General features: G+C 64.0%; 24 protein-coding genes. 13 read left to right on the plus strand and 11 right to left on the minus strand.

Annotation, left to right across the window (positions count from 1 at the left end):
• Positions 1–16 precede the first annotated feature (16 nt).
• Positions 17–925, minus strand: a complete 909-nt coding sequence (locus tag ACTIGC_RS05035; protein ID WP_439633377.1) for a M23 family metallopeptidase — start codon at positions 923–925, stop codon at positions 17–19.
• Positions 922–1,860, minus strand: coding sequence for a hypothetical protein (locus tag ACTIGC_RS05040; protein ID WP_439633378.1), 939 nt, complete (start codon positions 1,858–1,860; stop codon positions 922–924). The genes ACTIGC_RS05035 and ACTIGC_RS05040 overlap by 4 nt, the downstream gene beginning before the upstream one ends.
• A gap of 150 nt (positions 1,861–2,010) precedes the next feature.
• Between ACTIGC_RS05040 and panD the strand changes: the two genes are divergently transcribed.
• Entirely contained in the window at positions 2,011–2,376 is a 366-nt protein-coding gene (gene panD / locus ACTIGC_RS05045) for an aspartate 1-decarboxylase (RefSeq protein WP_439633379.1), read from the plus strand.
• Positions 2,377–2,452: 76 nt separating this feature from the next.
• Here the strand turns inward: panD and ACTIGC_RS05050 are convergent, their stop codons facing one another.
• Positions 2,453–3,127 (minus strand): protein phosphatase CheZ, encoded by a 675-nt coding sequence (locus tag ACTIGC_RS05050; RefSeq protein WP_439633380.1) that lies wholly within the window; start codon positions 3,125–3,127, stop codon positions 2,453–2,455.
• A 48-nt stretch (positions 3,128–3,175) separates the two neighbouring features.
• Complete coding sequence (locus ACTIGC_RS05055; protein ID WP_439633381.1) at positions 3,176–3,562, minus strand: response regulator; 387 nt, start codon at positions 3,560–3,562, stop codon at positions 3,176–3,178.
• Between the two features lie 161 nt (positions 3,563–3,723).
• Here ACTIGC_RS05055 and ACTIGC_RS05060 point away from each other — a divergent pair, with 161 nt between their 5' ends.
• From ACTIGC_RS05060 to ACTIGC_RS05080, 5 genes are all read left to right on the plus strand, one after another.
• Entirely contained in the window at positions 3,724–4,155 is a 432-nt protein-coding gene (locus ACTIGC_RS05060; protein ID WP_439633382.1) for a MaoC family dehydratase, read from the plus strand.
• Complete coding sequence (locus ACTIGC_RS05065; protein ID WP_439633383.1) at positions 4,152–5,063, plus strand: bifunctional riboflavin kinase/FAD synthetase; 912 nt, start codon at positions 4,152–4,154, stop codon at positions 5,061–5,063. Before ACTIGC_RS05060 ends, ACTIGC_RS05065 begins: the two co-directional genes overlap by 4 nt.
• Before the next feature lie 169 nt (positions 5,064–5,232).
• Positions 5,233–8,241 (plus strand): isoleucine--tRNA ligase, encoded by a 3,009-nt coding sequence (gene ileS / locus ACTIGC_RS05070; protein ID WP_439633384.1) that lies wholly within the window; start codon positions 5,233–5,235, stop codon positions 8,239–8,241.
• On the plus strand, positions 8,238–8,783 hold the full coding sequence (lspA, locus tag ACTIGC_RS05075) for a signal peptidase II (RefSeq protein WP_439633385.1): 546 nt from the start codon (positions 8,238–8,240) through the stop codon (positions 8,781–8,783). Before ileS ends, lspA begins: the two co-directional genes overlap by 4 nt.
• Before the next feature lie 94 nt (positions 8,784–8,877).
• The gene (locus ACTIGC_RS05080; protein WP_439633386.1) at positions 8,878–9,417 is read left to right on the plus strand and encodes a DUF3035 domain-containing protein; all 540 of its coding nucleotides are present in this window, start codon (positions 8,878–8,880) and stop codon (positions 9,415–9,417) included.
• A gap of 173 nt (positions 9,418–9,590) precedes the next feature.
• Here the strand turns inward: ACTIGC_RS05080 and ACTIGC_RS05085 are convergent, their stop codons facing one another.
• The 4 genes from ACTIGC_RS05085 to ubiA form a co-directional block, all read right to left on the minus strand.
• Positions 9,591–10,028 (minus strand): MarR family winged helix-turn-helix transcriptional regulator, encoded by a 438-nt coding sequence (locus ACTIGC_RS05085; protein ID WP_439633387.1) that lies wholly within the window; start codon positions 10,026–10,028, stop codon positions 9,591–9,593.
• A 38-nt stretch (positions 10,029–10,066) separates the two neighbouring features.
• Positions 10,067–10,714 carry a class I SAM-dependent methyltransferase gene (locus ACTIGC_RS05090; protein WP_439633388.1) on the minus strand — a complete coding sequence of 216 codons (648 nt, stop codon included), beginning with the start codon at positions 10,712–10,714 and terminating at the stop codon, positions 10,067–10,069.
• A gap of 40 nt (positions 10,715–10,754) precedes the next feature.
• Positions 10,755–11,255, minus strand: coding sequence for a peptide-methionine (R)-S-oxide reductase MsrB (gene msrB, locus ACTIGC_RS05095; protein WP_439633389.1), 501 nt, complete (start codon positions 11,253–11,255; stop codon positions 10,755–10,757).
• Positions 11,256–11,321: 66 nt separating this feature from the next.
• On the minus strand, positions 11,322–12,272 hold the full coding sequence (gene ubiA, locus ACTIGC_RS05100; RefSeq protein ID WP_439633390.1) for a 4-hydroxybenzoate octaprenyltransferase: 951 nt from the start codon (positions 12,270–12,272) through the stop codon (positions 11,322–11,324).
• A gap of 83 nt (positions 12,273–12,355) precedes the next feature.
• On the opposite strand from ubiA, the gene ACTIGC_RS05105 reads away from it, so the two are divergent.
• The gene (locus ACTIGC_RS05105) at positions 12,356–13,123 is read left to right on the plus strand and encodes a 16S rRNA (uracil(1498)-N(3))-methyltransferase (RefSeq protein ID WP_439633391.1); all 768 of its coding nucleotides are present in this window, start codon (positions 12,356–12,358) and stop codon (positions 13,121–13,123) included.
• Positions 13,124–13,225: 102 nt separating this feature from the next.
• Here ACTIGC_RS05105 and ACTIGC_RS05110 read toward each other — a convergent pair whose 3' ends face one another.
• Positions 13,226–15,760: a tetratricopeptide repeat protein gene (locus ACTIGC_RS05110; protein WP_439633392.1), complete on the minus strand. Its 2,535-nt coding sequence runs from the start codon at positions 15,758–15,760 to the stop codon at positions 13,226–13,228.
• A 141-nt stretch (positions 15,761–15,901) separates the two neighbouring features.
• Between ACTIGC_RS05110 and ACTIGC_RS05115 the strand changes: the two genes are divergently transcribed.
• The gene (locus ACTIGC_RS05115; RefSeq protein WP_439633393.1) at positions 15,902–17,275 is read left to right on the plus strand and encodes a glutamate--cysteine ligase; all 1,374 of its coding nucleotides are present in this window, start codon (positions 15,902–15,904) and stop codon (positions 17,273–17,275) included.
• Positions 17,276–17,289: 14 nt separating this feature from the next.
• Entirely contained in the window at positions 17,290–17,598 is a 309-nt protein-coding gene (locus ACTIGC_RS05120) for an alkylphosphonate utilization protein (protein WP_439633394.1), read from the plus strand.
• Positions 17,599–17,900: 302 nt separating this feature from the next.
• Here ACTIGC_RS05120 and ACTIGC_RS05125 read toward each other — a convergent pair whose 3' ends face one another.
• Together ACTIGC_RS05125 and ACTIGC_RS05130 are read right to left on the minus strand one after the other, a co-directional pair.
• Entirely contained in the window at positions 17,901–18,947 is a 1,047-nt protein-coding gene (locus ACTIGC_RS05125) for a 1,9-bis(guanidino)-5-aza-nonane synthase (protein WP_439633395.1), read from the minus strand.
• Between the two features lie 3 nt (positions 18,948–18,950).
• Positions 18,951–20,201, minus strand: coding sequence for a type III PLP-dependent enzyme (locus tag ACTIGC_RS05130; RefSeq protein ID WP_439633396.1), 1,251 nt, complete (start codon positions 20,199–20,201; stop codon positions 18,951–18,953).
• Positions 20,202–20,420: 219 nt separating this feature from the next.
• Between ACTIGC_RS05130 and ACTIGC_RS05135 the strand changes: the two genes are divergently transcribed.
• The 4 genes from ACTIGC_RS05135 to ACTIGC_RS05150 all read left to right on the plus strand — a co-directional run bounded on the left by ACTIGC_RS05135 (position 20,421) and on the right by ACTIGC_RS05150 (position 25,898).
• Complete coding sequence (locus ACTIGC_RS05135; protein ID WP_439633397.1) at positions 20,421–21,221, plus strand: phosphonate ABC transporter ATP-binding protein; 801 nt, start codon at positions 20,421–20,423, stop codon at positions 21,219–21,221.
• Positions 21,218–23,221, plus strand: a complete 2,004-nt coding sequence (gene phnE / locus ACTIGC_RS05140; protein WP_439633398.1) for a phosphonate ABC transporter, permease protein PhnE — start codon at positions 21,218–21,220, stop codon at positions 23,219–23,221. Before ACTIGC_RS05135 ends, phnE begins: the two co-directional genes overlap by 4 nt.
• Before the next feature lie 127 nt (positions 23,222–23,348).
• Positions 23,349–24,491: a substrate-binding domain-containing protein gene (locus tag ACTIGC_RS05145; RefSeq protein WP_439633399.1), complete on the plus strand. Its 1,143-nt coding sequence runs from the start codon at positions 23,349–23,351 to the stop codon at positions 24,489–24,491.
• A 105-nt stretch (positions 24,492–24,596) separates the two neighbouring features.
• The gene (locus tag ACTIGC_RS05150; protein ID WP_439633400.1) at positions 24,597–25,898 is read left to right on the plus strand and encodes a pentapeptide repeat-containing protein; all 1,302 of its coding nucleotides are present in this window, start codon (positions 24,597–24,599) and stop codon (positions 25,896–25,898) included.
• Positions 25,899–25,905: the final 7 nt, after the last annotated feature.

Genomic DNA, 25,905 nt, shown 5'->3' on the forward strand with positions numbered 1-25,905 from the left:
GTTGCGCAACCAAAACCTAATAAGGCTCCGGATAATCGCCGTCCGGGTCGTCGCCGCGCGCAAGGCGTTCAAAGGATTCGATCAGCGAGGTATAGGGCGGCACCGGCGTCAGGCGTATCTGATCGCCGATGAGCACGCTCTGGCGGATCTCGAAATGCAAATGGAAGGTCGTCGGTGTGGCACCGAAATGGTTCCAGATCACGCCGATGCGCTCGCCGCGCGCGACAAGGTCGCCCGTGCTGACATCAAGGCGCGCCGGGTCGAGATGCAGGTAGAGATAGCTGGTGCCATCTTCGGCCAGCAGGGTGACGGTGTGACTGGAGATGCCGCTGATCACGCCATTGTCTGCCGCCACCGCCCAGAACCGGTCTTCATCGCCATAGGGGCTGCGCGGGCAGCGGGGCGGGCGAATATCCTGGCCCTGATGGCCGGTGCCGCCGGGACACATCGGCGTCGACCAGCCGCGCGTCTCGCAGAAATTGTCAAACCACGGATAGTCGTAATTCTCGGCCGCGCACTGGTTCCAGGGCGGGCTGGCATGAATGCCCCCCGGCCGCCAGAGCTGGGTATTGGCAAAGGCGCGCGGCACCTCCACCGGAAAGCGCATATGGGCCGAATAGACGGTTGCGGTCTCAACGCCGCTGCCCGACCCGGCAGGAAGCTCGCCGGCGGGCGTAAACAGCGGCTCATCGCCCAGCCAGTCCTGCAGGGCCGCCGGTTCCGGTTCGGGTTCCGGCTCAGGTTCCGGCTCTGGCTCTGGCTCAGGTTCGGGAATTTCTGGTTCTTCCGGCTCCAGCGTTTCGGTTTCCTCGGGCGGATCAACCGGGTCCGGCGCATCCTCCGGCGCAGACGGCCAGAAAATGGCGGTGATCAGCGCGCCCCCGCCGATAATGGCGGCCAGCGTATAATCGCGCGCGACGCTCATGGTTGCCTCCGCCCGTTATTGCGCGGCGGCAGGCCTGCAGGCGATCCGCCCGCGACCACCAGCCGCCCGGCAAAGGCGCGGATCGTGTTCTCATCGCGGCACTCGGCGTTCTCGTCCGGGTTGGAGCACGCGAGCAGCAGGGTATAGGCCGCGCCATAGCGGTTGAAGCTCAGCTCCTGGCCGAACTCGGTGCGCGTGACCAGCTGGCCCTGAGCGTCGGTCATGGCCATGTATTGGCCCGCTATGGCAGCGCTGGTTTCCACCGCATGGATCACCCGGCTGCCGGTGATCTGGTACATGATCCCGCGCCGGTGAAAGCTGGCGCTATAGAAATAATCCGAGGCGAAGAACATCATCCCGCTCTCGCCGCCGCCTTCCTCGTCACCGCGTGTACTTGTGGGTTCGACCTCCAGCGGCAGCAGGACCGGCAGGCGCGGGCGTGCGAGTTCTTCGGGCTGTGTATTGGTAAAAGGCGGCACGCGCGGTGGCGGCTGGGTGGGTACAAAACTTGCTGGCGTATCCTGGTTCATCTGCGCCATGTCGCGGCGCATGTCGGTAGCGGCACTGTTCCAGTCGATAGGCGCGATGGGCCGCCCCTGCGCATCACGCTCAGGCTCCTGCGTCTGTGTGCCCGGTGTGGTGGTTTCAGGTGTGGCGGTATCCGGCGTCTGCTGGCCTCCCTGAGCGCGCTGGGCGAGGGCTTCGCGCAGGGCGTCGGTATTGAGCTGCCTGACGGGTTCGCGCTGCGGCTGGGCCTCCATGGCCTGAAGGATGCGTTCGCGTGTCAGCGCCTGTTCACGCACCGTGGCTGGCGGCGCGGATTCCTGTTGCTGTGGGGATTGTTGATGCGCGGCAAGAGCAATGGCTGGCGTGGCCAGCATGAGGCCTGTGCCAATCGCAACTACGGTATGCCAGCCTGATCGTTGCTGTCCCATGCCCCCTCCCGCCGCAGGGTATGAGCGGCCAGCCTACCACATCGCGCGGACTTGCGGCAGCGAAAACAGGAAAGCCGGTGAGCGCAGGCCTGTTCGTGCGCTCTCCGATGCATTATATGCAGCGCAACATCAGCCAGCAGGGAAAGCCCCATGCAGCTCACCATGATGAAGGCCAAGCTTCACCGCGCTAGCGTGACGCGCGCTGACTTGCACTATGAAGGTTCGATCTCGATCGATTCCGATCTGCTCGATGCGTCGGGCATCCTGCCGAACGAGCAGGTGGATGTGCTCAATATCAACACGGGCGCGCGCTTCACCACTTATGCGATCCCCGCACCACGCGGCTCGAAGACTTTCGGGATCAATGGCGCCGCTGCCCGTCTGGCCCAGGTCGGCGACCGCATCATTGTGGTTGCCTACGCGCAGATGGACGCGGAAATCGCGCGTCAGTTCGTTCCTAACGTTATTCTGCTCGATGAAGACAATCAGGTCGTGAGCGCCCCGAAGGCGGCGTGAGTGATACGGCCCGTTCCACAATAAAAATCCCGCCGGCGCAAACCGGCGGGATTTTTATTGTGCGTATCAGCGCTGCCTAGTCGAACAGCGAGTCGATCGCATCCTGGTCGAGATCGGATGCAATCATCTCGTCAATGGCGTCCTGCTTCACTTCAGGTCCGCCTAGTGCGGGGCCGTTCAGGTGTAGCTTCTTCTTGCGCTCGGCCTCGGCGACTTCATCCTCGTCGGCCTCAGCGTCGTGGACTCCCATGGTGGCAGCAAAGCGGCTGACCCGCTTTTCCACATGGCGCAGCGATTCCACCACCTTGGACACGCGCTGGCCGGAGAGATCCTGGAACGAGCACGCCTCAATGATGCGCATCATCGCCTCATCGACCTGAGCCTTGTAGGCGGCGATGTCATCAGGCTTTTCGCCAAGCAGGGTCTCGGCCTCCAGCATGATGGTCTCGGTTGCCCGCTCTGTGTCGGTAACAACGGCTTCCAGTTCCGCGCCTGCGGTCGGGATGCGCTGTTCCTTGATGTCATTCGGGCGCAGTTTGGAAATTTCGCTGCGCGTCCGGGCGATATAGTCGGCGATATAGACAAACTCACTATGGATCGACTTGTCGAGCGATCCGAAGAAGAGCTGCATGGTGTCGGTCAGTTGCTGCGCGAGCGACAGCACCTCCATCACCTGACCGTCTTTCAGGTCCTTGGTCTTCAGATTGGCAAGCGACTCGCGCACGCGCGCGGCAACTTCAGCGGCGGGCATTGGATCCCTCCTTCATCAAAGCAGAACGATACTGGCGCTCAGGGCCGATCAGAAATCGCCCAGCACGGCAGCCATTTTCGCTTTCAGCGTACCGGCATTGAACGGCTTCACGATGTAGTTGTTCACGCCGGCTTTCTTGGCCGCGATCACGTTCTCGGTCTTGGACTCGGCCGTGACCATGATGAACGGGACCGACTTGGTCGTGTCATCGGCGCGCACGCGCTGCAGGAGCTCGTAGCCGGTCATCGGTTCCATGTTCCAGTCGGAAATCACGAGACCGTATTTCTGCTTTTTCATCTTCTCGAAGGCTTCTGTGCCATCCGAGGCTTCATCGACGTTCTCAAACCCGATCTGGGTAAGAAGATTCCGTATAATACGGATCATCGTCTTGTAATCATCTACTACCAGAATCGGCATCGACATTTCGACAGCCATACCCACACCTCCATCCAGACCTTGTTTGTCATCCCGGTTTCCGGCAGGAGAGGGCGGCTTTTCCCCGCTCTTTTCTCCTCCCGCTGTGGCAAAGCTAGACAAGTGCAGTCAAAATTCGGTTAAACACCCGGCAGAAAAGCGCGACAAAGCGGATGGACCTTATGCAGGGCTTTGGAATCAACGAGTTGGAAGTCGGTCAGACGGCCTTTATCACGCGCCTCGTGGACGATGAGGCGGTACGCCGGTTTGCCGAGGTGTCGGGGGATTTCAACCCGCTGCACCTGGACGATGAGTACGCGGCGCGCACGCCGTTCCGCGGACGCATCGCCCATGGCGCGCTGATCGCCTCCTATATTTCGTGTGTGCTGGGCAACCATCTGCCGGGGCCTGGCGCCGTGTTCGCCGGCATGACGATGCGGTTTGAACGCCCGGTGCGCATTGGCGACACCGTGATCGCTCGTGCGACGGTAACCGCCATCGATATCAAGCAGCGCCGCGTCATGCTCGATTGCACCTGCGAGGTCGAAGGCGAGCTGTGCATGAAGGCGGAAGCCGAAGTGATGGTCCGCAAGCGCCGGGCATCATCCGAATGAGCGGCGTTGCCGCTCTGGGAAATTTCGATGGCGTCCACGCTGGCCACCGAGCGGTGCTGGACCATGCGCGTGATCTCGCCGCGCGTATCGGCTCTGTGCCGGTAGCAGCCGTGTTCAGCCCGCATCCGCGCCGTCTGTTTCGCCCCGACGAACCGCCTTTTCGCCTGATGAATGATGCCCAGCGCGAGCGGGCGCTGCTGGCCGCCGGCGCGCAGCGCGTCGACACGATCCGCTTTGACGCGGCGCTGTCAGCGATGACGCCCGAAGCTTTCGTGCGCGATATACTGTTGGGTCAGCTGGCGCTGGACGGGGTGGTGACCGGCGCTGATTTCTGCTTTGGCAAGGGCCGGGCGGGCAATGCGGAAACACTCAAGACCCTCGGTGCGCAATACGGAATTGCCGTGGGCATCGCACCAACGCTGGTGGCCGAGCGCCTGAGCGACCGGGCGAAGTTCTCCTCCAGCGCGGTACGCAACGCCCTGCGTGAGGGCGATGTGGAGACGGCTGCAGAACTGCTGGGCCGCCCGTGGGCGATAGAAGGCGAGGTGGCTCATGGCGACAAGCGCGGGCGCACGCTGGGCTTTCCCACGGCCAATATCGCGCTTGGCGACTATCTGCGCCCCAAAGCCGGCGTCTATGCGGTGCGGGCAAAGATGCCGGACCACGTAGCGCCGGTGGGCGGGGTGGCCAATATCGGCAAGCGCCCGACCGTGGACGGCACCGAGGAGCGCCTGGAGGTGTTCTTCTTCGACTTTTCCGGTGATCTTTATGGAAAGACGCTGGAGGTGGAACTGATCGGTTTCATCCGCGAGGAACGCCGCTTTGACGGGCTGGACGCGCTGAAAAACCAGATCGCGTTGGACAGCGATGAGGCGCGCGGCGTTCTGGACCGCCAGCGCGCGTCCTGATAGACCGGCAGCCATGAGCACACAGCGCTTTCACATCATCGCGCGTATCCCGCGAATTACCGGCCCGGCCCGCGCCTGATCCCGTTTTCCAACGGGCCGCGCGTCAGCCGGGATTTGTCCAAGCCACGATGATCTGAAACGACCGATACCAGAAACGGGATACGCCGCCATGAGCGACGCGACTGCCACCGACACCCGCGACTACAAGGACACGCTTTTTCTGCCCGCGACCGATTTTCCGATGCGCGCAGGCCTGCCCCAGAGCGAGCCGAAATGGCTGGAGCGCTGGGAAGGAGAGAACCTCTACCAGCAGATGCGCGAGACGGCGAAAGGCCGGGAGCGCTTCGTGCTGCATGACGGCCCGCCTTATGCGAACGGGCACATCCACCTTGGCACCGGCATGAACAAGATCCTGAAGGATTTCGTGGTGCGCACACGGCGCATGGCCGGGTTCGATGCGCCCTACCGTCCGGGTTGGGACTGCCATGGCCTGCCCATCGAATGGAAGGTGGAGCAGAATTATCGCGCCAAGGGCAAGAAGAAGGACGACGTGCCGGTTGCCGAATTCCGCAAGGCCTGCCGTGATTATGCCGCCGAGTGGATCGACGTGCAGCGCGCCGAGTTCAAGCGTCTGGGCGTGGCCGGTGAGTGGAACGATCCCTACACCACCATGGCGTTCGATGCCGAAGCATCCATCGTCAGCGAGTTCCTGAAATTCGTCGACAAGGGCCTCGTATATCGCGGTTCTTCGCCGGTGATGTGGTCACCTGTGGAGCAGACGGCTCTGGCCGAAGCCGAGGTCGAGTATCACGACAAGGTTTCCACCACGATCTGGGTGAAATTCCCGGTGCGCGGCGTGAAGATGGATGGCTCAGGCATCCCCCATGCCATGGCGGGCGCCAGCGTGGTCATCTGGACGACGACCCCTTGGACGATCCCGGCCAACCGGGCGATCTGCTACTCGAAGAAAATTGCCTACGGCCTTTATGAGGTCGAAGGCGCGGATACCGGCTCGGACTTCCTCCCCTGGGCGCGTCCCGGCGACAAGCTGATCGTGGCCGATGCGCTGTGGGAAGACGTGGCGAAAGCCGGCTTCATCGTGAAGGCTAAACGTCTGGGTGACGCCAACGTGGAGGGGCTGATCTGTTCGCACCCCTTCGCCAAGACCGACAAGTACTGGGACTACCGTGTGCCGCTGCTCGATGGTGACCACGTCACCGACGAGCAGGGTACGGGCTTTGTCCACACCGCGCCGGGCCACGGCGCGGAAGACTATGTGGCCTGGATGGCCAACAAGGTCTGGCACGATCCCAAGGAGCCGATCCCGCACACGGTCGGCCCTGACGGGGCCTATCTGCCCCACATCCCGCTCTTTGCGGGCATGGAGATCGTGCGCACGGACGGCAAGAAGGCAGGGCAGGACGGCCCGGCCAACAAGGCTGTGGTCGATACGCTGATCGAGGCGGGCAATCTTCTGGCGCGTGGGCGGCTGGAGCACTCCTACCCGCACTCATGGCGCTCGAAGGCGCCGGTCATCTTCCGCAATACCAATCAATGGTTCATCGCCATCGACAAGGATATGGGCGATGGCGCCACCCTGCGCCAGCGTGCGCTGGAAGCCATCGACGCCACTGAATGGACGCCCAAAACCGCGCGCAACCGCATCCATGCGATGGTTTCCGACCGGCCGGACTGGCTGATCTCGCGCCAGCGCGCCTGGGGCGTGCCGCTGACGATCTTCGTGAACAAGGCGACAGGCGACATCCTCAATGATAAGGCCGTCAATGCCCGCATCGTGAAGGCGGTGGAAGCGTCGGGCGCCGATGCGTGGTTCGACACCGATCCGCAGGTCTTCCTCGGCGATGCGTATAGCGCGTCCGAGTACGAGCAGGTCACCGACATTCTCGATGTCTGGTTCGATTCCGGTTCCACCCACGCTTTTGCCCTGCGCGAAGGCGAATGGCCGGCAGACGTGTATCTGGAAGGCTCAGACCAGCATCGCGGCTGGTTCCAGTCCAGCCTTCTTGAAAGCTGCGGCACGCGCGGGCGCGCGCCCTACAAGGCGGTCGTGACCCACGGCTTCATCGTCGACGAGAAGGGCATGAAGATGTCCAAATCGCTCGGCAATGTGCTCGCGCCGAGCGCTGTCGCGGAGAAGTATGGCGCGGACATTCTGCGCCTGTGGGCGGCCAGCGCGGACTATTCGGGCGATTTGCGCATCGGCGAGGCTATCCTGCAATCGGCCGTCGATTCCTACCGCAAGCTGCGCAATACGCTGAAATATCTGCTGGGCGCGCTCGACGGGTTCTCGGACGATGAGCGCGTGGCGCCCGCAGACATGCCCGCGCTGGAGCGCTTCATGCTGCATCGCATGGCGGAGCTGGATGAAACCGTGCGCGCAGCCTATGCAGCCTATGACTTCAAGCGGGCCTGGTCGGCGCTGTTCAATTTCTGCGTCAATGACCTTTCGGCCTTCTATCTCGATATCCGCAAGGACAGCCTTTACTGCGACCGGCCGGATGCGATCCGCCGCCGCGCGGCGCGCACGGTGATGGCCGAATTGCTGGACCGTCTCGCACTCTGGATGGCGCCCCTGCTACCCTTCACGATGGAGGAGGTCTGGGCCTCCCGCTATGGCGAGGATGCGCCTTCCGTCCATCTGGAGACCTTCAAGGACACGCCAGCGGAATGGCGCGATAGAGAACTGAGACTGAATTGGGACCTTGTGCGGCGCGTCCGTAGGGTTGTGACTGCTGCGGTTGAAGTGGAGCGACGCAACAAGACGCTCGGCTCTAGCCTTGAAGCCCACCCGGTAATCTATCTCGATTGGTTCGATGAATTGGTTCGCTTCGACCAGATTCTGGAAGGCACTGAATTTGAACGTGAAACCGAGGAAGAGCAACGAGCAGCGCTCGCCGAGTTTTTCGCGGAAGTTTGCATCACCAGTCAGGCCACCGTCGTGGTGTCGGACGGAAATAAAACGGCACCAGAAGACGCGTTCCGCTTGGAAGGCGAGGACATCGCTGCCGTCGTTGTTGGCCGTGCTGAGGGCCGCAAATGCGCCCGCTCATGGCGGATCACGACCGATGTCGGCTCAGATTCGCGCTATCCGGACCTCTCGGCGCGTGATGCGGACGCCGTGGCCTGGTATGATGCGCGCAAGGGCAATGCCGCATGAGCGCGCTCGCCCGCTACATTCCCTCGGCCCGGCTCGCCGCCATCGGGGCGGGCCTGGCCGTACTGGTGATCGTGCTCGATCAGGCCTCCAAACTCTGGGTGCTGCACGGGCTTGGCTTCATGGAGGGCGGTCCGGGCACGCGGATCGAGGTGCTCGATCCGTGGTTCAACCTCACCATGGTGTGGAACAGAGGCGTCAGCTTTGGCCTGTTCGCGGCGGAAAGCATGTGGACGCGGCTTCTGCTTATCGGGTTCTCGCTGGCTATTGCTGGCGTGATCGCCTTCTGGCTGACGCGCGCCGAGCGCAAGCTGCAGGCGCTGGCCTTCGGCCTGATCATTGGCGGGGCGGTTGGAAACGTGATTGACCGCATCGCCTATGGCGCCGTGGCGGACTTTCTGGACTTCTCCGGGCTGTGGTTTCCTTACGTGTTCAACGTGGCCGATGCCGCCATCTCGGTGGGCGTGGCCGGACTGGTGCTGGACGTGATCGTGAACGGCAGTGAGCGCAAGGGCGCGGACGCGCCGGGCAAAGTGTCAGATTAAACTCTCCTCATCCCTGCCGCTAAGGGTGGCGTTCCCCGCCAAGCCTCTGTTAGAAGTAAACAAGAGTTTTTCAGTTTCAGGAGCGTCTTCACCCATGCGCATCCAAAATATCCTTGCTGTGGCTGCGATGGCCCTTGTCGGCGCCAGCGCGTGCACATCGGGCGTGCGTCAGGCACTGGGCACGGAACGCACCGCGCCGGACGAGTTCCGCGTCGTGACCATTGCGCCGCTGACCGTGCCGCCGGAATACTCGCTGCGCCCGCCGGCCCCCGGCCAGCTGCGCCCTGAAGACATCTTCCCGGACCAGCAGGCGCGCCGCGCCCTGTTTGGCGATTTCACCTCGGAGAATGCCAGCCGCGGCGAGGTTCTCCTTGCTGCCCGTGCTGGTGGTGCAGACGCCAACCCGAACGTGCGTGCGCTTATTGATGGCGAGACGGCAGCAGTCGTCCGCAAGAATGAGAGCTTCGCTGATCGCCTGATCTTCTGGCGCTCCGGGACGGTGACGCCTGCTGCTGACAGCGCCACGCCGATCGATGTCGATGAGGAGCGCCGCCGCATTCAGGAAATCACGGGTGGCGGCGATGTGACCATCGTGCGTCCGCGCCGGTCAGGCCGGAAGCTGCCGGGGCTTTAGGGCTCACGTCTTCCAGCTAGTGAAGTGAAAACCCCGGATGGCAACATCCGGGGTTTTTTGTTGCAAGACAGTGAAACCCCGGAAGCCCGAAGGGCTATCCGGGGCCTTGTCCCCCTTCCCCTGCTGAAGGTCCCGGCTCTGCGCTGCGCTTGGCCGGGATTTCATGCGGCAACCTACTCCGCCTCGTCCGTATTCAGGCGGCTGAGAAGATCGTGCAGCCGGTCTGTGTCGTCTTCGCCCAGGCGTTCGGCCAGTTCCGCATTAATCTCACGCAAGGTCTGATCCGCCTTGATGGCAAGCTCGCGGCCCGCCTCGGTCAGGTTTACGATCGCCCCGCGCCTGTCGGCCGAGTCTTGGCTGCGCGTGACGAGACCGGCAGCCTCCATGCGGGCGACAAGGCCGGTAACAGCAGGCGCGCCTAGCGCCAGCGTCTCGGAGATCGCGCCCATGCGCCGTTCGCCGCGCCGCATGAGCAGGAACAGGACGGCAGACTGCGCAGCCGTGACCCCAGCCTCACCGCGCAGGCGCGCATCCGCCTGCCGGTGCAGCCGCCGGGCGGTGATTTCCAGCAAGAGATATAGCCGCCGGTCGACGGCGCGCGCGCGTGCCATGACCCCTGATGGCTTGATTCAAGCGCGTCTGGAAAGAGTTATCCGGTAAACCGCCATACGCGGGCCAGCCGCACATCGCGGTCTTCGAGGTCCCGGCTCACCGGCGTGTCATAGCGCGCCAGCGGCTCCAGCTTCTCCTTTGGCAGGAAATGACGGCCCGGATCACCTATCAGCACCATACAGCCGCGCTGGTGCAGGCCTTGCAGCCAGCCCGCAATGCGCTCGGCGCCCGGTCCCTCATAGAACACGTCCCCGGCCAGCACGACATCCCAGCCCTTATCGATGCCGACCAGATCGGCTTTCTGCGCCTGAATCGTCACGCTGTTCAGCGTGGCATTGGCCAGAATCGCCTCGACGGCAAACGCGTCAATCTCGCTGGCATCCACGCGTGCGGCCCCAGCCTTGGCAGCGCCAATGCCCGCAATGCCGCAGCCGCTGGCAAAGTCCAGCACGTGCCTGCCGGCTACAAGGGCAGGATTGTCCATCAGATAGCGCGCCAGCGCCTGTCCGCCCGCCCAGGCGAACGCCCAGAAGGGCGGTGGCAGGCCGGCTTCACCTAGCGCTTCTTCGGTCTGCTGCCAGATGGCTATGGTCTCATCGGCCAGATGAAAGCGCAGCTCCGGCGTCAGCGGCGCGGAGGCGATGCGGGTGTGGGCGGCGATGAAGGATTGCGGATCGGCGATCATCCCTGCCGTCTAGACCGGCAATGTGCGCGGCGCCAGCGGGCTAAGCTTCACCGGCAGGAATGAAGCGCAGCGCAATGCCGTTATTGCACCAGCGCTGGCCGGTAGGCTGGGGGCCGTCCTCGAACACATGGCCCTGATGTCCGCCGCAGCGCGCGCAATGATATTCGGTGCGCGGCGTCCAGATGCGATAGTCTGGCTTTGTGTTCACCGCGCCGTCCAGCGGCTGCCAGAAGCTGGGCCAGCCCGTGCCGGATTCGTATTTGGTTTCCGACGAGAAGAGCGGCAGGCCGCACCCGGCGCAGGCATAGATGCCCTCACGGGTCTCGTCATTGAGCGGGGAGGAGCCGGGCCGCTCTGTGCCTTCGCGGCGCAGCACATTGAATTCGGCAGGTGTCAGGCGTTCGCGCCATTGCGCTTCGGTCAGATTGGCCCAGTCAATGCCGTCATCGCTGGCAGGTTGCGTGCTGGCAGAGCCGGTATTGGCCGGCCCGCAGGCGGCCAGCGATATGCCGGAGAGAAGGGCAAGGCGGCGCGTCAGCATGGCAGGCTCCGTTACATCACCTGACCTAATGTAGGGTGCCGTGGCGGTCCGGCCAGCGGCATCCCGTCACATCGGCGCGAGTGCGCCCAGCAGCAGGGCCGCCAGCAGGATCAGGCCCGCCTCGCGGTTGGACTTGAAATGAGCAAGGCAGGCCGGGCCGTCATCGGGCCGGAAGCGCGAGGCCTGCCAGACCAGATGTACCGCGTAGGCGGCAAAGACCGGCGCAAACACCAGCCCGGCACCTGCCTTGATGGCTGCCAGAGCGGTCAGCACCAGCGATGCGCCATAGATGGCGCCGACAGCGGGGCCGATGGCATGGCCCAGCGCGCGTGCGGAGGATTTCACGCCTACGAGCGCGTCATCCTCCATGTCCTGGCAGGCGTAGATCGTGTCATAGCCCAGCGTCCACAGCGCGGCGGCGGCATAGAGCAGGCCGGCGGCTACCCAGTCCGTCCCGCCGAGCGCCGCATAGCCCACAAGCACGCCCCAGTTGAAGGTGAGGCCCAGCCACACCTGCGGCCACCAGGTGATGCGCTTCATGAACGGATAGGCGGCCACCAGCAGCAATGCCGCGACAGCTATGGCGATTGCAGTGAGCGGCAGGAACAGGAGCACCAGAGCGCCTACTGCGCACTGCGCGCCGAGGAAGATGAGCGCTTGCTTGACGGTGATGGTGCCTGCGGCCAGCGGGCGGTCTGCCGTGCGCGCCACCTTGGCGTCGAGATCGCGGTCGGCGATGTCATTCCAGGTGCAGCCTGCTCCGCGCATCGCAATCGCGCCGATGGCAAAGAGGGCCGCATATCCGGCCATGGGCCAGTTTACGCCCGTGTCCATGGCTGCCAGCGCCAGCCCCCAGAAGCACGGTATGGCCAGCAACCAGAAGCCTATTGGCCGGTCATAGCGGGCAAGGCGCAAATATGGCCGCCAGCCTTCCGGCGCGCGGTCCACAAAGGTGCGCGGGATGGAATCGGCGACGCGGCGGTCGCGTGCCTTGCTGTGGGGGCTTTTTGCATTCATGCCCGACTAGTTATCGCGCCGGATGCCCGCCGCATAGCCCTTCGCGCTTGGCGTATGGACGCACCGGCGCTAGACGGGTGGCCATGGTCACCACACCCCGCCTTTTTGTCGATGCGCCCCTGGGCGAAGGTGCTGAGCTGATCCTGCCGCGTGAGCAGGCGCATTATCTCGTGAATGTCATGCGCCGCGAGGCCGGTTCGCCGGTACGTGTCTTCAACGGGCGTGACGGCGAATGGCAGACAAAAGTCGCCGACGCCTCGCGCAAGGGCGCGTCTTTGCAGGTGGAGACGCGCCTACGCGAGCAGATCGGCGTGCCGCCTTTGCGCCTGTGCTTTGCGCCGGTGAAGAAGGCGCGCACCGATTTCATCGTCGAGAAAGCGACGGAGCTGGGCGCCGCCATCATCCAGCCTGTCATCACCCGCCGTACACAGTCCGAGCGCGTGCGGACGGACCGTCTGCTCGCTCTTGCGACCGAAGCGTCTGAGCAGACCGAGCGGCTCTGCCTGCCGGAAATGCCAGAGCCGGTTTCGCTGGAGCGCCTTCTGGCCGGCTGGCCGCAAGGAGAGCGCCTGATCTTCTGCGATGAGGCAGGAGACGGGGAGGGGGCCTGGGGCGGCTCGCAGGGCCGTGCGCGGTCCTTGGCGGACATGCTGCAGGGCGAGACGGACCCGTCAGGCCCGTGGACCATCCTCATCGGCCCCGAAGGCGGGTTTGATGATGCGGAGAGGACGCATTTGCGTTCGCTGCCCTTTGTGCGCGCCGTCACGCTCGGCCCGCGCATCTTGCGCGCCGATACGGCTGCGGTGGCCGCGCTCACGCTCTGGCAGGCCGCGCTGGGAGATTGGCGCTAGTTTGCCACACCCTGAAATCCCGGAAGCTAGAAGGGCTGTCCGGGACCTGTTGCAGGATAATCCTGAGAGAGGCCCCGGATACCGCTTCGCGGTTCCGGGGTTTCAGTGATCCAGCTGAGCGTTGGTCCACAGCGCTTCGAGATGCGCCGTGAAGAAGGCGTCCATACGGGCAAACTCGATACCATCGACGCCATCATCTGCCGCCGTTCCGGCGCGCAGGACAATGCCTTCGATCAGCCCGCCGGAAGCCTGCCGGAAGAGGTTCAGCCCCTCTTGCGGTTCGCCGAGATGATCGATCAATGTCCGCGCCAGAAAGGCGCGTCCGCTGGCCAGCGCCGGATTGTCGTTTGACAGGCGCCCCTCGCGCAAGGCCAGCCCCTCGCGATAGGCTGCGGCGGCCTGTCTGTACTGGCCGAGGCGTTCATTGAGATAGCCCCAGCTATTGAGCATGATGCCCAGATGAATGTCAGACCGCCCGGGGGCCTGGCGCATATCCTCGATAGCATCACGCATGAAGGGTTCGGCGCCGCGATAGTCGTGCTGGAGCAGCGCGACATGCCCGCGATTATAGTCCGCAATAGCGCGGCGGTGTGTGCCGCGCGGCCAGACATCAGCGAGGAGGGCGTGGCTCCGGCTTGCCGCTTCGCGCGCTTCGTCCTCACGGCCAAGCAGGTTGAGTATGGTTGCCAGTTCCAGCCAGGCCGCGCCCACATCGCTGCCTGTCGTGACAGCATAGGCCGCGTGCGTTTCCAGAACCCGGCGCACGACCGGCTCTGCCTCGGCGGCCTGTCCCTGCACGCGCAGGGTGGCGGCGATACTCAGCAGCGGAAATACCGTGGAGCGCCCTTGCGGCCCGTCCTGCGCCACGCGCATGGCAAGAGATTCCCGGTAGTGACCCAGCGCCTCGCTCAGGCGCCCCTGACTGCGCAGGATACGCCCTGACAGCTCGTGCCAGTCGCGTCTCTGGTCAGGCCGCCCGGCGGGGATAACCGCCTCCGCCGATGCCAGAAGGGCCTCTGCGCCGGCAAGATCGCCTGCTTCCAGCATCAGTTCGGCGCGCTGGTAGAGGACGGTAAACAGCCCCGCCGCTTCGTTCGGCCCTGCGGCCTCGTAGATGGCTTGCGCAGCTGCTAGCGAACCCAAGGCCGCGTCATTCATCGACAGGCGCCGCTGGACAACCGCCAGCGTGTACAGCCCGCGCGCGTAGGAGGGCGTGTCTGACCCATACACTTCGCCCCGGAGGTCCATATTGCGCCGGGCAATCGCCAGCGCCTCGTCCCGGTCGCCGTTGAACACGAGATGGATGGCATAGGCATCCAGCAGGCTCGCCCGGATGTGCTCTCCTCTATCCGTCTGCTCCAGCACTTCCAGCGCGCGGGCGAACACCGGCCCGGCCTCGGTGGGGCGGTATTGCTCGTGAATGGAGAGGGCCAGATTCTCATACGCCCGGGCGATCTCGGTGGCGGGATTGTCCGCGCGGGCTTCGAGCGCCTCCAGCCGCTCGCGGGCATTGGCTTCTGCATCGGCAAAGCGCGAGAGGCGGAAGAGCGCCGTCCATACGCGCTCAGACGCTGCCGCCGTCCGCAGCCCCGGCTCGCCATCGTGCACACGGACCATCTGGTAATGCTGTTCCAGAAGCGGCAGGGCGGCGGCATAGCCCGATACGTCCTGCACGCCCGTTGCGTGGTTGAGCAGATAGATGGCGAGGAATTCCGGCGGTGTTTGCGGGTCTGCCGCCGCCGCCTCATGGGCGCGAGTGTTCAGGTCCGCGGCTATGCCGGTCAGTCCCGCGACGCGTGCGTGGTTGGCGATTTCGGAGAGTATCCGCGCGCGGTGGCGGTCATTGCGGGTATGCGCCTCGACCAGATCAGCCATGCGGCCAAGGCCATCGGTATCTTCCTGTGCGGCCAACTGACTGGCCAGCGTGCCGGCAAGCGTGACGATGGTCAGATCACCGGTTTCGCGCGTGGACAGCGCAATGCGCAGCGCCTCGCGGCGGGCATCAATAGCCTGCGCTTCATTGCCGTCGGCCAGCACATCTTCGCCAAGCCCTTCCAGCACAACCCCCACATAAGCGTGATTTGGTCCGTAAACTTGCGTATACGCCGCGAGCGAAGCCCGCCGGCTGTCGCTCGCCTCGCCATAGCGTTCTGCGGCATGGAGGCTGTTGGCGAGCTGGTTGAGCGTACTGGCTCGCCATTCGAGCGTATCTTCCCCATGCGGTCCTTGCTCCACCGCACGGCGGAAATACGCGATAGCCAGGTCAGGCTCGCCGGATTCCGCACTGACCATCCCGGCATAGGCAACATATTGCGCGTAGGTCTCTGGCGCCGTGCCCGCCACCTCGTGCAGGGCAAGGCCCCGCTCAAGCCATTCCAGCGCCCTGGCGTGATCCTCCAGCTGATGGGCGAGGATGCCGAGCGAAAAGGCCGTTGCCGCACGCTCCGCCGGATCGGCATCGGGAATCTGCGCGAACACCCCTTCGAACAGGGTGTAAGCACGTTGCGTCTCACCCGCCTCGTAGGCGGCCATGGCCGGCGCGCGCAGTTCGGCATAAGCGTCGCTTCCGGCATCCTGACCGGACGCGCTGCCAATGCCTGCCGCCAGCAGAACCCCAACTGAAAGCCAGCTGCGCATACCCGCCTCCCACGATTTGGCGTACTCTAGCGCAGCTATCTGCGCGGCCATCTGACAAATATAGACAGGCCGCGCCCTTGCCGGTTGGCATCCGTCCGCATAAGTGACGGGGACCTTGAACGGCTGGGAGACCGGGACACGATGAGCGGTACGTACACGCCCGGCGGCGAAGGCCCCCCCATTGAAAGCAAGGACCAGCTCATCGCCCACCTCGCCTCGGGCGAGAAACCGCGCGAAAGCTGGCGCATCGGTACCGAGCACGAGAAGTTCGGTTTCACGCTCGATGGTCACCGCCCGCTCCCCTATGAGGGCGATGGGCCGACGGTCCGCAAGATGCTCGAAGGCCTGACCCGCTTTGGCTGGGAGGCTATTGAGGAGAACGGCAAGCCGGTAGCGCTCAAACGCAAGGGCGCATCGGTCACGCTGGAGCCGGGCGGGCAGTTCGAGCTGTCGGGTGCGCCGCTGGAAACGCTCCACCAGACCTGCGCTGAGGTAAATGCGCACCTGAAGGAAGTGCGCGAGGTGGCCGACGAGATCGGCGCCGGGTTCTTAGGGCTAGGCTTCTCGCCGAAATGGTCTCTGGAAGAGACCCCGATGATGCCTAAAGACCGCTACAACATCATGAAGGCCTATATGCCCAAAGTGGGCGGGCTGGGCCACCAGATGATGTTCCGCTCCTGTACGGTGCAGACCAATCTCGATTTCGCCTCAGAGGCCGACATGCGCGCGAAGTTTCGCGCCTCCATGGCCCTGCAGCCCATTGCCACCGCGCTCTTTGCCAACTCCCCCTTCGCCGATGGCCGCCCGAACGGATTTGTCTCCTACCGTGCCCATGTCTGGACCGATGTGGACCCGGACCGTACCGGCATCCTCCAGTTCGTGTTCGATGAAGGCTTTTCCTACGAGCACTACGCGGACTGGGCGCTCGATGCGCCGATGTATTTCGTCAAGCGTGAGGGGCGTTTCCTCGATGCGTCGGGGCAGAGTTTCCGCGACTTCCTGAAAGGCAAGCTGCCTGCCCTGCCGGGCGAGCTGCCCGTCATGGGCGACTGGGAGGATCACCTCTCCACGCTTTTCCCGGAAGTGCGCCTGAAGACCTTCCTGGAACAGCGCGGCGCCGATGGCGGGCCGTGGAATAATCTGTGTGCGCTGCCTGCGCTGTGGGTGGGGCTGCTTTATGATGACACAGCGCTCGCCGCAGCGCTGGACCTCGTGAAGGACTGGACGGCGGAGGAGCGCGTCGCGCTGCGCCTCGGCGCGGCCCATTGCGGGCTGAAAGCGCCCTTCCGTAACGGCACGATGCAGGACCTTGCCAAGGAGGTGCTGGCCATCGCCCGCTCCGGCCTGAAAGCCCGCGCCCGGCTCAATCATCATGGCGAGCACGAGGCGGTCTTCCTCGATGATCTCGATGAGATCGCAGCGAGTGGCATGACCCCCGCTGAACGCCTGCTCGAGCTCTATAACGGGCCGTGGGGCGGCTCTGTGGAGCCGATCTTCAAGGAAGCGGCTTACTAGGCGAGGAGTACCCCATGGCCAGTGACGGCGAAGACTATGTCTATGACGAGGCCACCGGCGAATGGCTGAGCCCTGAAGAGGCGGCAGCGAGGGCGCCAGCTTCCGGCGCTGTAGAAGTGCGCGATTCGGTGGGCAATCTGCTGGCCGATGGTGACAGCGTGACCCTCATCAAGGATCTGGCCGTCAAGGGCGCGGGCCAGACGCTGAAGCGTGGCACGGTAATCAAGACCATCCGCCTGACCGGCGACCCGCAGGAGATCGATTGCCGCCATCCCGGCATCAAGGGCCTGGTGCTACGCGCGGAGTTCGTGAAGAAGAGCTAGCCCGATCTGCGCCCGCGGCCCCTGGCACGGCTCTGTGGAGCTATTAGACCCGTTTTCTTCGTCATTCCGGGCGGAGCGCGACAGCGCGTAGACCCGGAACCCAGTGTTCTTGTGGCTCCTGGGTTCCGGCTTTCGCCGGAATGACGAGAGAGGGGAATAAAAAAACCCCCGGATGTTGCCATCCGGGGTTTTCGTAAAACCAGCTGAAATCCCGGAAGCCCGAAGGGCTGTCCGGGACCTCGTGCAGGATAAAGCGGCGAAAGGCCCCGGGTCTCGCTCATGCTCGCCCGGGGTTTCAGCTCTTAGTCCTCGAACATGTCCGCAAAGCGCCGGCGCGGACGGTTCTTCCACGCGCCGCGATGGAAGACGTCAGAGACGATGACCGGGGCCACGGTGGTGGCTTCGGCAAACACCATCTGCTCCAGCGTGACATCGACCTTGCCCCAGCTGCACGCCTCTTTCAGCGTGGAGGAGGAGCAGGCACCATCGCGCACGTCGGCAACCGTGATCTGCACGGCGTATTCGTGCATGGGCACTTCGTGGCCGAGGATTTCGGCGCAGACGACCGTATCCTGCGCGAAGTTCTTCGGCACACCGCCGCCGACCATGAACAGGCCGGTTTTGCCAGCCTTGATCTTGATGTCGGTCAGCTCGCGGAAATCGGCCACGGCGTCGATGGAGAGGTAGGGCTTCTTCGCCTTCATGCGTTCGACCTGGTGCTTCACCAGGCCAAAGCCCGCCGAGCAGTCGGCAAAGGCCGGCACGAAGATCGGCACGCCGTGCTTGTAGCATTCCTCGATGAGGGAGCCTTCCTTCTTGGCGTTGCCATCGGCGAGCCATTTGCCCATCGCCTTGATGAAGGCGCGGGACGAAATCGGCTTGGCGTCGAGGCTGTCAGCGATGTCACCGATCGTGTGGTCGGTGGTCTGCAGCTCTTCCTCATCGATATAAGTGTCGTAGATCCGGTCGATATAGAGATCGCGCAGCACGCGGTCGTCCGGGATTTCCTTCGCCTGATAGTGCTTGAAGCCCAGAGCCTCGAAGAAATCCATGTCCACGATGGATGCGCCGGTGGCCACGATGGCGTCGACCATGTTGTTGCGCACCATGTCGCGCCATACGTGCATGCAGCCGCCAGCGCTCGTCGAACCGGCGAGGGTGAGGATCACTGAGCAATCCGGGTCTGCCACAGCCGCCTGCAGGATGCGGGCAGCGCGCGCGGCGTCGCGGCTGGAGAAGCTCATCTTCTCCCACGCATCGATGATCACGCGGCCATCAAAGCTGGCAATATCGATATGCTCGACCGGGCTGGCCAGCAGCTCGGCCTTACGATTGGTATTGTCTGTCATTTACTAGCGTCTCTTGATCAGGCGTTGCCGGCGGCGTCGCAGCCGGGTGAAGGGGACGACCGAGCCTTCGCTCTGCGGCTCGCTTTGGGGCGAGGCCAGCACGGGCTGATCGTACAGCGAAAGCCAAGGGTAGTCGGAAACCGTGACAGTCTCCACATCCCCGAAGCCATTAAAGCGCGTGGCCATCGCAGTGCCATAGGCACCCAGCATGCCGAACTCGATGACATCGCCTTCCTTCAGGTCGGCGGGCAGCTCGTACGGGCCGGGCATGGAATCGATGGAATCGCACGTCGGGCCATAAAGTTTGAACGGCGCGGTCTGCGGGCTCAGCTCGCCATTGGCGCGGTGCACCCGCATCGGATAGCTCCAGCGCGCATGCACGATGTCAAAGAGGCAGCCATAGGAGCCGTCATTCATGTAGACGGCATCGCCCTTGATCAGCTCCACGCGCGTCAGCACGGACACCGCCTCGGCCACGAGCGCGCGGCCCGGCTCGCACCACAGATCGGCGTTCTCCAGGACCATCATGTCCTCGAAGGCGTGCTCGATCGCTTTGACATAGTCTTCCAGCGGCGGCGGGGTAAGGCTGGGATAGATGGACGGAAAACCACCACCCACATCCACAATGTCCACCGTGACGCCGGCGCGCGCGATCAGCCGCGAGGCTTCCATCATGGCCGCGCGGTAGGCGCTGGGCGCCATGCACTGGCTGCCGACATGGAAGCTCACGCCCAGCTCGTGCGCATGGGCACGGGCGAGCCGGATCAGATCGGGCGCTTCGGCTTCGGTCGCGCCGAACTTGCCTGCCAGCGGCAGCGTGGCCCCGTCATTGGACACAGCCAGGCGCACGACCAGCGTCAGGTCGCGGGCATAGCCGGTTTCCTGCAGGATTTTCTGCAGCTCGGCTTCACAATCGAGGACGAAGATCTTCACGCCATGGTCGTGATAGGCAGACGCAATGGCCCGCCGGCTCTTCACCGGATGCATGAATGCCATTGTGGCGCCGGGACACCGGCTGGCAATCAGTTCAACCTCCGGCAGGGAGGCAACGTCGAACCAGCGATGACCGGCCGCGTACAGCGCGTCAATCACCCACGGCGAAGGGTTTGCCTTCACGGCATAGAGAACTTCACCCGGAAAATGTTCCTGGAACCAGCGGGACGCTACGGCCAGACGGTCAGGCCGCGCGCACGCGACCGGGCCATCGACGGGCCGAAGGCGGACCAGGTCCAGGGGCGTATTGTGCTCGGACAACTCACGAGACCCCCTGTTAGCAGTTAACCCAATCCGGCATCGTCACCTCCGCCGGGACTGCGCATTTAGGGCCTCGCTGCCGCGCTGTAAAGAGAAATTACACAGCAGCACAACGACATGCGGCAACCGGTGCCGGAAAGGGTGGCACACACAGTTTCGTATGGCATAACACGAACGCGCCAACGGCCAAAAAGTGCCGGGTGGAGGGGTGAAAAAAAGATGGCTCCAGTGAACCTTGCCCTGTCAGTGGACCGGGTGACGAAGACGTACGGCACGGCGGTAGCCCTGTCGCAGGCCAGTCTGAGCGTGGAACCGGGCGAGATGGTTGCGCTGATCGGCGCATCCGGATCGGGCAAGTCCACCCTGCTGCGTCTGGCCTCGGGCCTCGTGCTGGCCGATTCCGGTTCGGGTGCCATCCGCCTGTTCGGCGAAAAGGTGCAGGAGAACGGCAAGCTGTCGGCGCGAGTGCGCCGGGCGCGGGCCAAGGTCGGTTTCATCTTCCAGCAGTTCAACCTCGTTACCCGCGCCAGTCTTTATGCCAATGCGATGCTAGGCTCGCTGGGGCAGATTTCGCCCTGGCGCGGCATCACAGGCTCTTTCCCCGACGATGTCCGCAAACGCGCCATGGAAGCGCTGGAACGGGTGGGCGTTGCGGGCCATGCCGGCAAGCGCGCCGCGAATCTGTCCGGCGGCCAGCAGCAGCGCGGCGCCATTGCCCGCGCGCTGGTGCAGCGCGCCGAGGCCATTTTCGCCGACGAGCCCATCGCCTCGCTGGACCCGGTTTCCGCGCGCCGTGTGATGCGGCTGCTGGCCGAGTTGAACGAACAGGACGGCATGACCGTGGTGGTGACGCTGCACCAGGTCGACTATGCATTGAAATACTGCCGCCGCGCCGTGGCGCTAAAGGCTGGCCAGATCATTTATGACGGCCCCATCTCCGGGCTCACCCGTGAACGCCTGATTGAGATTTATGGCGATGAATACCGCGATGTGATGGACGAGGAGCCTGTGCGCGCATGATGAGCTTCGTCCGCATTCTGGCCGCCCTCGCGCTTGTTTGTGCCAGCGGTACTGCCCTCGCGCAGGAGCGTGAGCGCATCGTCTTCTCCGTTATCTCCACCGAACAGACCGAGGCCGTTGAGGCCCTCTGGCAACCCTTCGTGGAAGACATGGAGGAGACGACCGGGCTCGATATCGAGCTGGTCTCGGCCATCGACTATGCCGGCGTCATCGAGGCGATGCGTTTTGGCCAGGTAGATGTGGGCTGGTTCTCCAACCTTTCCGGCCTGCAGGCGATACGGCTGGCCGATGCCGAAGTGTTCGCCAAGACGCTCTATCCGGGCGGGCAGGAGGGGTATCGCTCCGTGATCCTCGTGCGCGAGGACAGTCCCATCCGCACGCTGGAAGACCTGCTGGTCTGCGACGGCTCCATGTCCTTCGCCCTGGGGGATCCCAACTCCACATCCGGCACGCTGGTGCCGCTGGCTTACATATTCGCGCCGCGCGGGATCGATCCGCAGTCCTGCTTTGCACAGGTGACCAACGCCAACCACGAACAGACCGCGCTCGCGGTCGTGAACGGGTTCGTGGATGCAGGCACGAACAACACCACCAATCTTGACCGGCTGCGCCAGACACGGCCTGAAGCGCTGGCGGGTCTGCGCATTCTGTGGTCGTCCCCGCTGATCCAGACCGACCCCATCGTCTGGCGGCGTGATCTGTCCGAAGACGTCAAATCGGAGCTGCTTTCCTTTTTCCTGACCTATGGGTTTCGCGGCGATGCAGCCCAGCGCGAATATGAGCAGGGTGTTCTTGACCGCCTGTTCCTGGGCGGTTTCCTGCCAGCGACCGATGAGCATCTCCTGCCCATTCGCCGTCTGGAGCTGATGCGCGATCTGGCAGAAACACAGGCCAGCGAAGCTCTGGAAGAGGGCGAGCGCACGGCGCGTCTGGAGCAGGTCGAGCTCGCCATGCGTGAGCTGGCCGTTGAAGAGCGCCGGGTTGCCGTGCGTGATCTTGCTGATGATCTCATTGCTGCACGATCACGCATGGATGCCGAACCGGATGCCGCCAGCGCCGACATCAATTCCCTGGTTTCCGCCTTTCTGGCCGCCCAGCCCCGTATCGAGGTGGAGCGCCGGATACGCCGGGTGACGGCTGGTGAGCTGACGCGTGGCCTGATCGGCCTGGGGGCCGGGCTGGCGCTGTTTGCGGTCCTGATGATCCGCTCGCGCCCGCCACGTTTCGGCCCGTCACGCCTGATGAGTGACCGGCTGATCGATGCGGCCATCTGGTCGGGCCTGTTTGGCCTGCTGATCTGGAGCTTCTGGCCGGCGGAGATGTTCAAGCTTCCGCTTCTGGGGTCCAATGCTCCGCGCATGGGCGAGTACATAGCCGGCTTCTTCCAGCTCGATCTGGATGGCTGGGAGACCTATGCCCGCCAGACCCTCATCACCGTGCAGATCGCGCTGTGGGGTACGGTTGTGGCCGTGATCGCCGCCATTCCGTTCGGCCTCCTGGCCTCGCGCAATATCGCGCCGGTCTGGATCGTGCAGCCGGTACGCCGCCTGATGGACGCCTTCCGCGCCATCAACGAGCTGGTCGTGGCCGCGATCTTCGTGGCCGCCGTCGGCCTTGGCCCGTTTGCCGGGGTAATGGCGCTGGCCCTGCACACGACCGGCGTGCTCGCCAAGCTCTTCTCCGAAGCCGTCGAAGCCATTGATGACGGCCCTGTGGAGGGGGTGCGGGCAACCGGCGCCGGGCCGATGAACGAGGTGGTGTGGGGCGTCATCCCGCAGGTCATTCCGCTCTGGGCCTCCTATGCGCTCTACCGTTTTGAGTCCAACACGCGCGCCGCAACCATTCTCGGTCTGATCGGGGCAGGCGGCATCGGTCAGGTGCTGATCCAGAACATCCGCTCGTTCGAGTACGGCAAGACGGCGACCATCCTCCTGATCATCATCGCTGCCGTGACGGCGGTGGACCTGATCTCGCAGATGCTGCGCCGGCGGCTGGTCTAAAGGGAGCACCAGGAGCGGCCTTGCAGATGACGCAGACGTGACACGATGTGCCGGCAAGATGTCACACAGCTGACATCTTGCCGTGCGAAGTGCGGTTTAAGTTTGTTCAACCCCGAAGGGTCAAAACATGAAATTTGCTGTTCTGTCTTGTGTCTCCGCCATCGCCATATCGCTGGCCATGGGGGCGCAAAGCGCCGAAGCGCAATCACGCGATTCGATCCGCATTGTCGGCTCGTCCACCGTGTTTCCGTTCACCACGGCAACATCGGAAAATTTCGGCTCCACCTCCGGGTTTCGCACGCCGGTCGTGGAATCAACCGGCACAGGCGGCGGCATGAATCTGTTCTGCGCTGGTGTAGGCCTGCGCCACCCGGACATCACAGGCGCATCGCGCCGCATGCTGCCCGGTGAGTTCGAGCTTTGCCGGCGCAATGGCGTGACGGCCATCACCGAAGTGCCGATTGGCTATGACGGTATCGTGGTCACGCGCGCAGCCGGTACGCCGTCTGTCGATTTCCAGCGCCGCGATCTGTTCCTCGCGCTCGCCTTCACAATCCCCATGCCCGTAGACGACGCTGGTGAGGCGGTGTTCAGCACCAGCGGTCAGATGCTCGCGGGCCGCGACTTCAACGATGTCGCCGGGTATTCGTGCGAAGCCTTCATTCCCAATCCGCACCGGCGCTGGTCGGATGTGTCCAATGATCTCCCGTCTGACCGGATCGAAGTGATCGGCCCGCCCCCGACCTCCGGCACGCGTGACAGCTGGATCGAACTTGGCATCCAGCCTGGCGCCCGCCAGATCGAGTGCCTCGACGCGCTGCGCGCCAGCGACCGTGCGCGTTTTGACGAGGTTTCCAGCCGTCTTCGCGAAGACGGGCCCTGGATTGATGGCGGTGAGAACGACAATGTGATCGTCCAGACGATCGCCAATTCAGCTACCGCTTTTGGTGTGTTCGGCTACTCCTATCTGGAACAGAATGCCGACCGTCTGACCGCGGCCACGATCGAGGGCGTCGAGCCGGAATATGACGACATCTCCGAAGGCGTTTATCCGATTGCCCGCTCCATGTTTGTCTACGTGAAGAACCAGCATGTCGCGGCCGTTCCGGGCATTGCCGAATGGGTCGAGGAACTCACCAGCGAGGATGCTTTCGGGCCGTTCGGCTATCTGGCTGATCGCGGTCTGGTCGCCCTGCCGGAGGCAGAACGCGACAGGGTTCGCGCGCAGTCGCGCGCACTTACGCCTCTGACCGGCATTGAAGCGCACTAGACATTTGCCGTCATCAACGCGCCGTTAAGCCCGCCGGGGCTATCCTCATACGCGTAGCCGGGCCCTTTCGGGGTCCGGCAAGGCGGCAAGGGCTGGACGCGCGCAATGATTGGACGCCCCGTAACCTATCACCGGCTCTCGCAGGACGAGGTCGATAACATCTGCCAGCGTCACGCCAATCTACTGCAGGGGCGGATGAATGGCGCGCGCGCGAGTTTCGCCTACAAGGTGATCGAGGGGCTGGACCTGTCTGGCCGCAATCTTACCGACGCTGATTTTTCCGGCGCCGTGCTGGCCGGGGCCAATTTGGCCGGGGCCAACTTTACCAGCGCAAATCTGTTTGCCGCGGACATGCGCCGGGCCAATCTGGCCGGTGCCACGTTGCGGCGGGCGGATATGCGCGGGGCAATTCTGCGCGGCGCGAACCTCACCGGAGCCGATCTCAGCCAGGCCGATCTGCGTGAAGGGGCCATCGCCCAGGTAGACCGCGAAAAAGGCCTTGCCATCATCACCCACGAGCAGCGCCCCAACGAGGCCGTGGAAGCCAATTTCACCGGCGCCAACCTCACCAACTCGAAGATGACCGGCGCCATCGCGCAGCGTGCAGACTTCTCCGACGCGGTGCTGATTGGTGCCCGGATGCAGCGGGCAAACTTGCGTGGTTCGCGCTTCCCCGGTGCAAATCTGGAAGGCGCAGACCTGTCCGGTGCGGACCTCACCGAAGCGGATCTGTCGCACACCGTGCTCATCGGGACGAAACTTGATGCGGCGCGCACACGCGGCATGTGTACCGATGGCGCCCTGACGGACGCGCCCACCGGCCCCGAACTGGCTGCCGATGCCGATGAGACGGCAAAAGCTCTCGAGGCGCATGCCTTGTGGTGTGAGACCGGCGGCCAGCAGGGTGCGCCATCCACGTTTGATGGCGCGGACATGCGCGGCCTGAAGACCCTTTCAGGGCGCAATCTGACGGCGCTGCAGGCGCGCGGCGCAACGCTTTACGGGCTTGATCTGGGCGGTGCACAGCTGCAGGGCGCGCGCCTCGAAAAGGCTGATCTGCGCATGGCGTCCTTGCGCGGTGCAGACCTTCGCGGCGCTGACCTGACCGGCGCGCGGCTGAACAATGCTGATTTGCGTGGCGCCAAGATCGGCGCGCTGCTTCTGCCCAATGACCGCAAGCTGGCGGCGAGCCTTGCCGCCGCCGTTCTGCGCTATGCCGATCTCGATGGCGCGGACCTGCGCGATATCAGCGCGACTGGCGCTGATTTCTCCTATGCCAGCCTGAAAAATTGCGATGTACGCCGGGCCCGTTTTACAGGCTCATGCTTTACAGGGACAGCTCTGCCGGCTGATTTCCGTGAGCACGCTGACGACATTGCCGGCGCGGTTGATCTCAACGCCGCGTGAGGCGGCT

Source organism: Glycocaulis sp. (assembly GCF_051859565.1).
GTDB lineage: Bacteria > Pseudomonadota > Alphaproteobacteria > Caulobacterales > Maricaulaceae > Glycocaulis.

Excerpts from the sequence above, each read along its gene's own strand:
- ACTIGC_RS05135 (WP_439633397.1), top strand. The coding sequence starts at position 20,421 with ATGGCTCCAGTGAACCTTGCCCTGTCAGTGGACCGGGTGACGAAGACG.
- ACTIGC_RS05145 (WP_439633399.1), top strand. The coding sequence starts at position 23,349 with ATGAAATTTGCTGTTCTGTCTTGTGTCTCCGCCATCGCCATATCGCTG.
- ACTIGC_RS05060 (WP_439633382.1), top strand. The coding sequence starts at position 3,724 with ATGCAGGGCTTTGGAATCAACGAGTTGGAAGTCGGTCAGACGGCCTTT.
- ACTIGC_RS05125 (WP_439633395.1), bottom strand. The coding sequence starts at position 18,947 with ATGACAGACAATACCAATCGTAAGGCCGAGCTGCTGGCCAGCCCGGTC.
- ACTIGC_RS05040 (WP_439633378.1), bottom strand. The coding sequence starts at position 1,860 with ATGGGACAGCAACGATCAGGCTGGCATACCGTAGTTGCGATTGGCACA.
- ACTIGC_RS05080 (WP_439633386.1), top strand. The coding sequence starts at position 8,878 with ATGCGCATCCAAAATATCCTTGCTGTGGCTGCGATGGCCCTTGTCGGC.
- ACTIGC_RS05090 (WP_439633388.1), bottom strand. The coding sequence starts at position 10,714 with ATGATCGCCGATCCGCAATCCTTCATCGCCGCCCACACCCGCATCGCC.
- ACTIGC_RS05150 (WP_439633400.1), top strand. The coding sequence starts at position 24,597 with ATGATTGGACGCCCCGTAACCTATCACCGGCTCTCGCAGGACGAGGTC.
- ACTIGC_RS05085 (WP_439633387.1), bottom strand. The coding sequence starts at position 10,028 with ATGGCACGCGCGCGCGCCGTCGACCGGCGGCTATATCTCTTGCTGGAA.
- msrB (WP_439633389.1), bottom strand. The coding sequence starts at position 11,255 with ATGCTGACGCGCCGCCTTGCCCTTCTCTCCGGCATATCGCTGGCCGCC.
- ACTIGC_RS05035 (WP_439633377.1), bottom strand. The coding sequence starts at position 925 with ATGAGCGTCGCGCGCGATTATACGCTGGCCGCCATTATCGGCGGGGGC.
- panD (WP_439633379.1), top strand. The coding sequence starts at position 2,011 with ATGCAGCTCACCATGATGAAGGCCAAGCTTCACCGCGCTAGCGTGACG.
- phnE (WP_439633398.1), top strand. The coding sequence starts at position 21,218 with ATGATGAGCTTCGTCCGCATTCTGGCCGCCCTCGCGCTTGTTTGTGCC.
- ACTIGC_RS05115 (WP_439633393.1), top strand. The coding sequence starts at position 15,902 with ATGAGCGGTACGTACACGCCCGGCGGCGAAGGCCCCCCCATTGAAAGC.
- ACTIGC_RS05065 (WP_439633383.1), top strand. The coding sequence starts at position 4,152 with ATGAGCGGCGTTGCCGCTCTGGGAAATTTCGATGGCGTCCACGCTGGC.
- ACTIGC_RS05050 (WP_439633380.1), bottom strand. The coding sequence starts at position 3,127 with ATGCCCGCCGCTGAAGTTGCCGCGCGCGTGCGCGAGTCGCTTGCCAAT.
- ACTIGC_RS05120 (WP_439633394.1), top strand. The coding sequence starts at position 17,290 with ATGGCCAGTGACGGCGAAGACTATGTCTATGACGAGGCCACCGGCGAA.
- ubiA (WP_439633390.1), bottom strand. The coding sequence starts at position 12,272 with ATGAATGCAAAAAGCCCCCACAGCAAGGCACGCGACCGCCGCGTCGCC.
- ACTIGC_RS05055 (WP_439633381.1), bottom strand. The coding sequence starts at position 3,562 with ATGGCTGTCGAAATGTCGATGCCGATTCTGGTAGTAGATGATTACAAG.
- ACTIGC_RS05110 (WP_439633392.1), bottom strand. The coding sequence starts at position 15,760 with ATGCGCAGCTGGCTTTCAGTTGGGGTTCTGCTGGCGGCAGGCATTGGC.
- ACTIGC_RS05105 (WP_439633391.1), top strand. The coding sequence starts at position 12,356 with ATGGTCACCACACCCCGCCTTTTTGTCGATGCGCCCCTGGGCGAAGGT.
- ileS (WP_439633384.1), top strand. The coding sequence starts at position 5,233 with ATGAGCGACGCGACTGCCACCGACACCCGCGACTACAAGGACACGCTT.
- lspA (WP_439633385.1), top strand. The coding sequence starts at position 8,238 with ATGAGCGCGCTCGCCCGCTACATTCCCTCGGCCCGGCTCGCCGCCATC.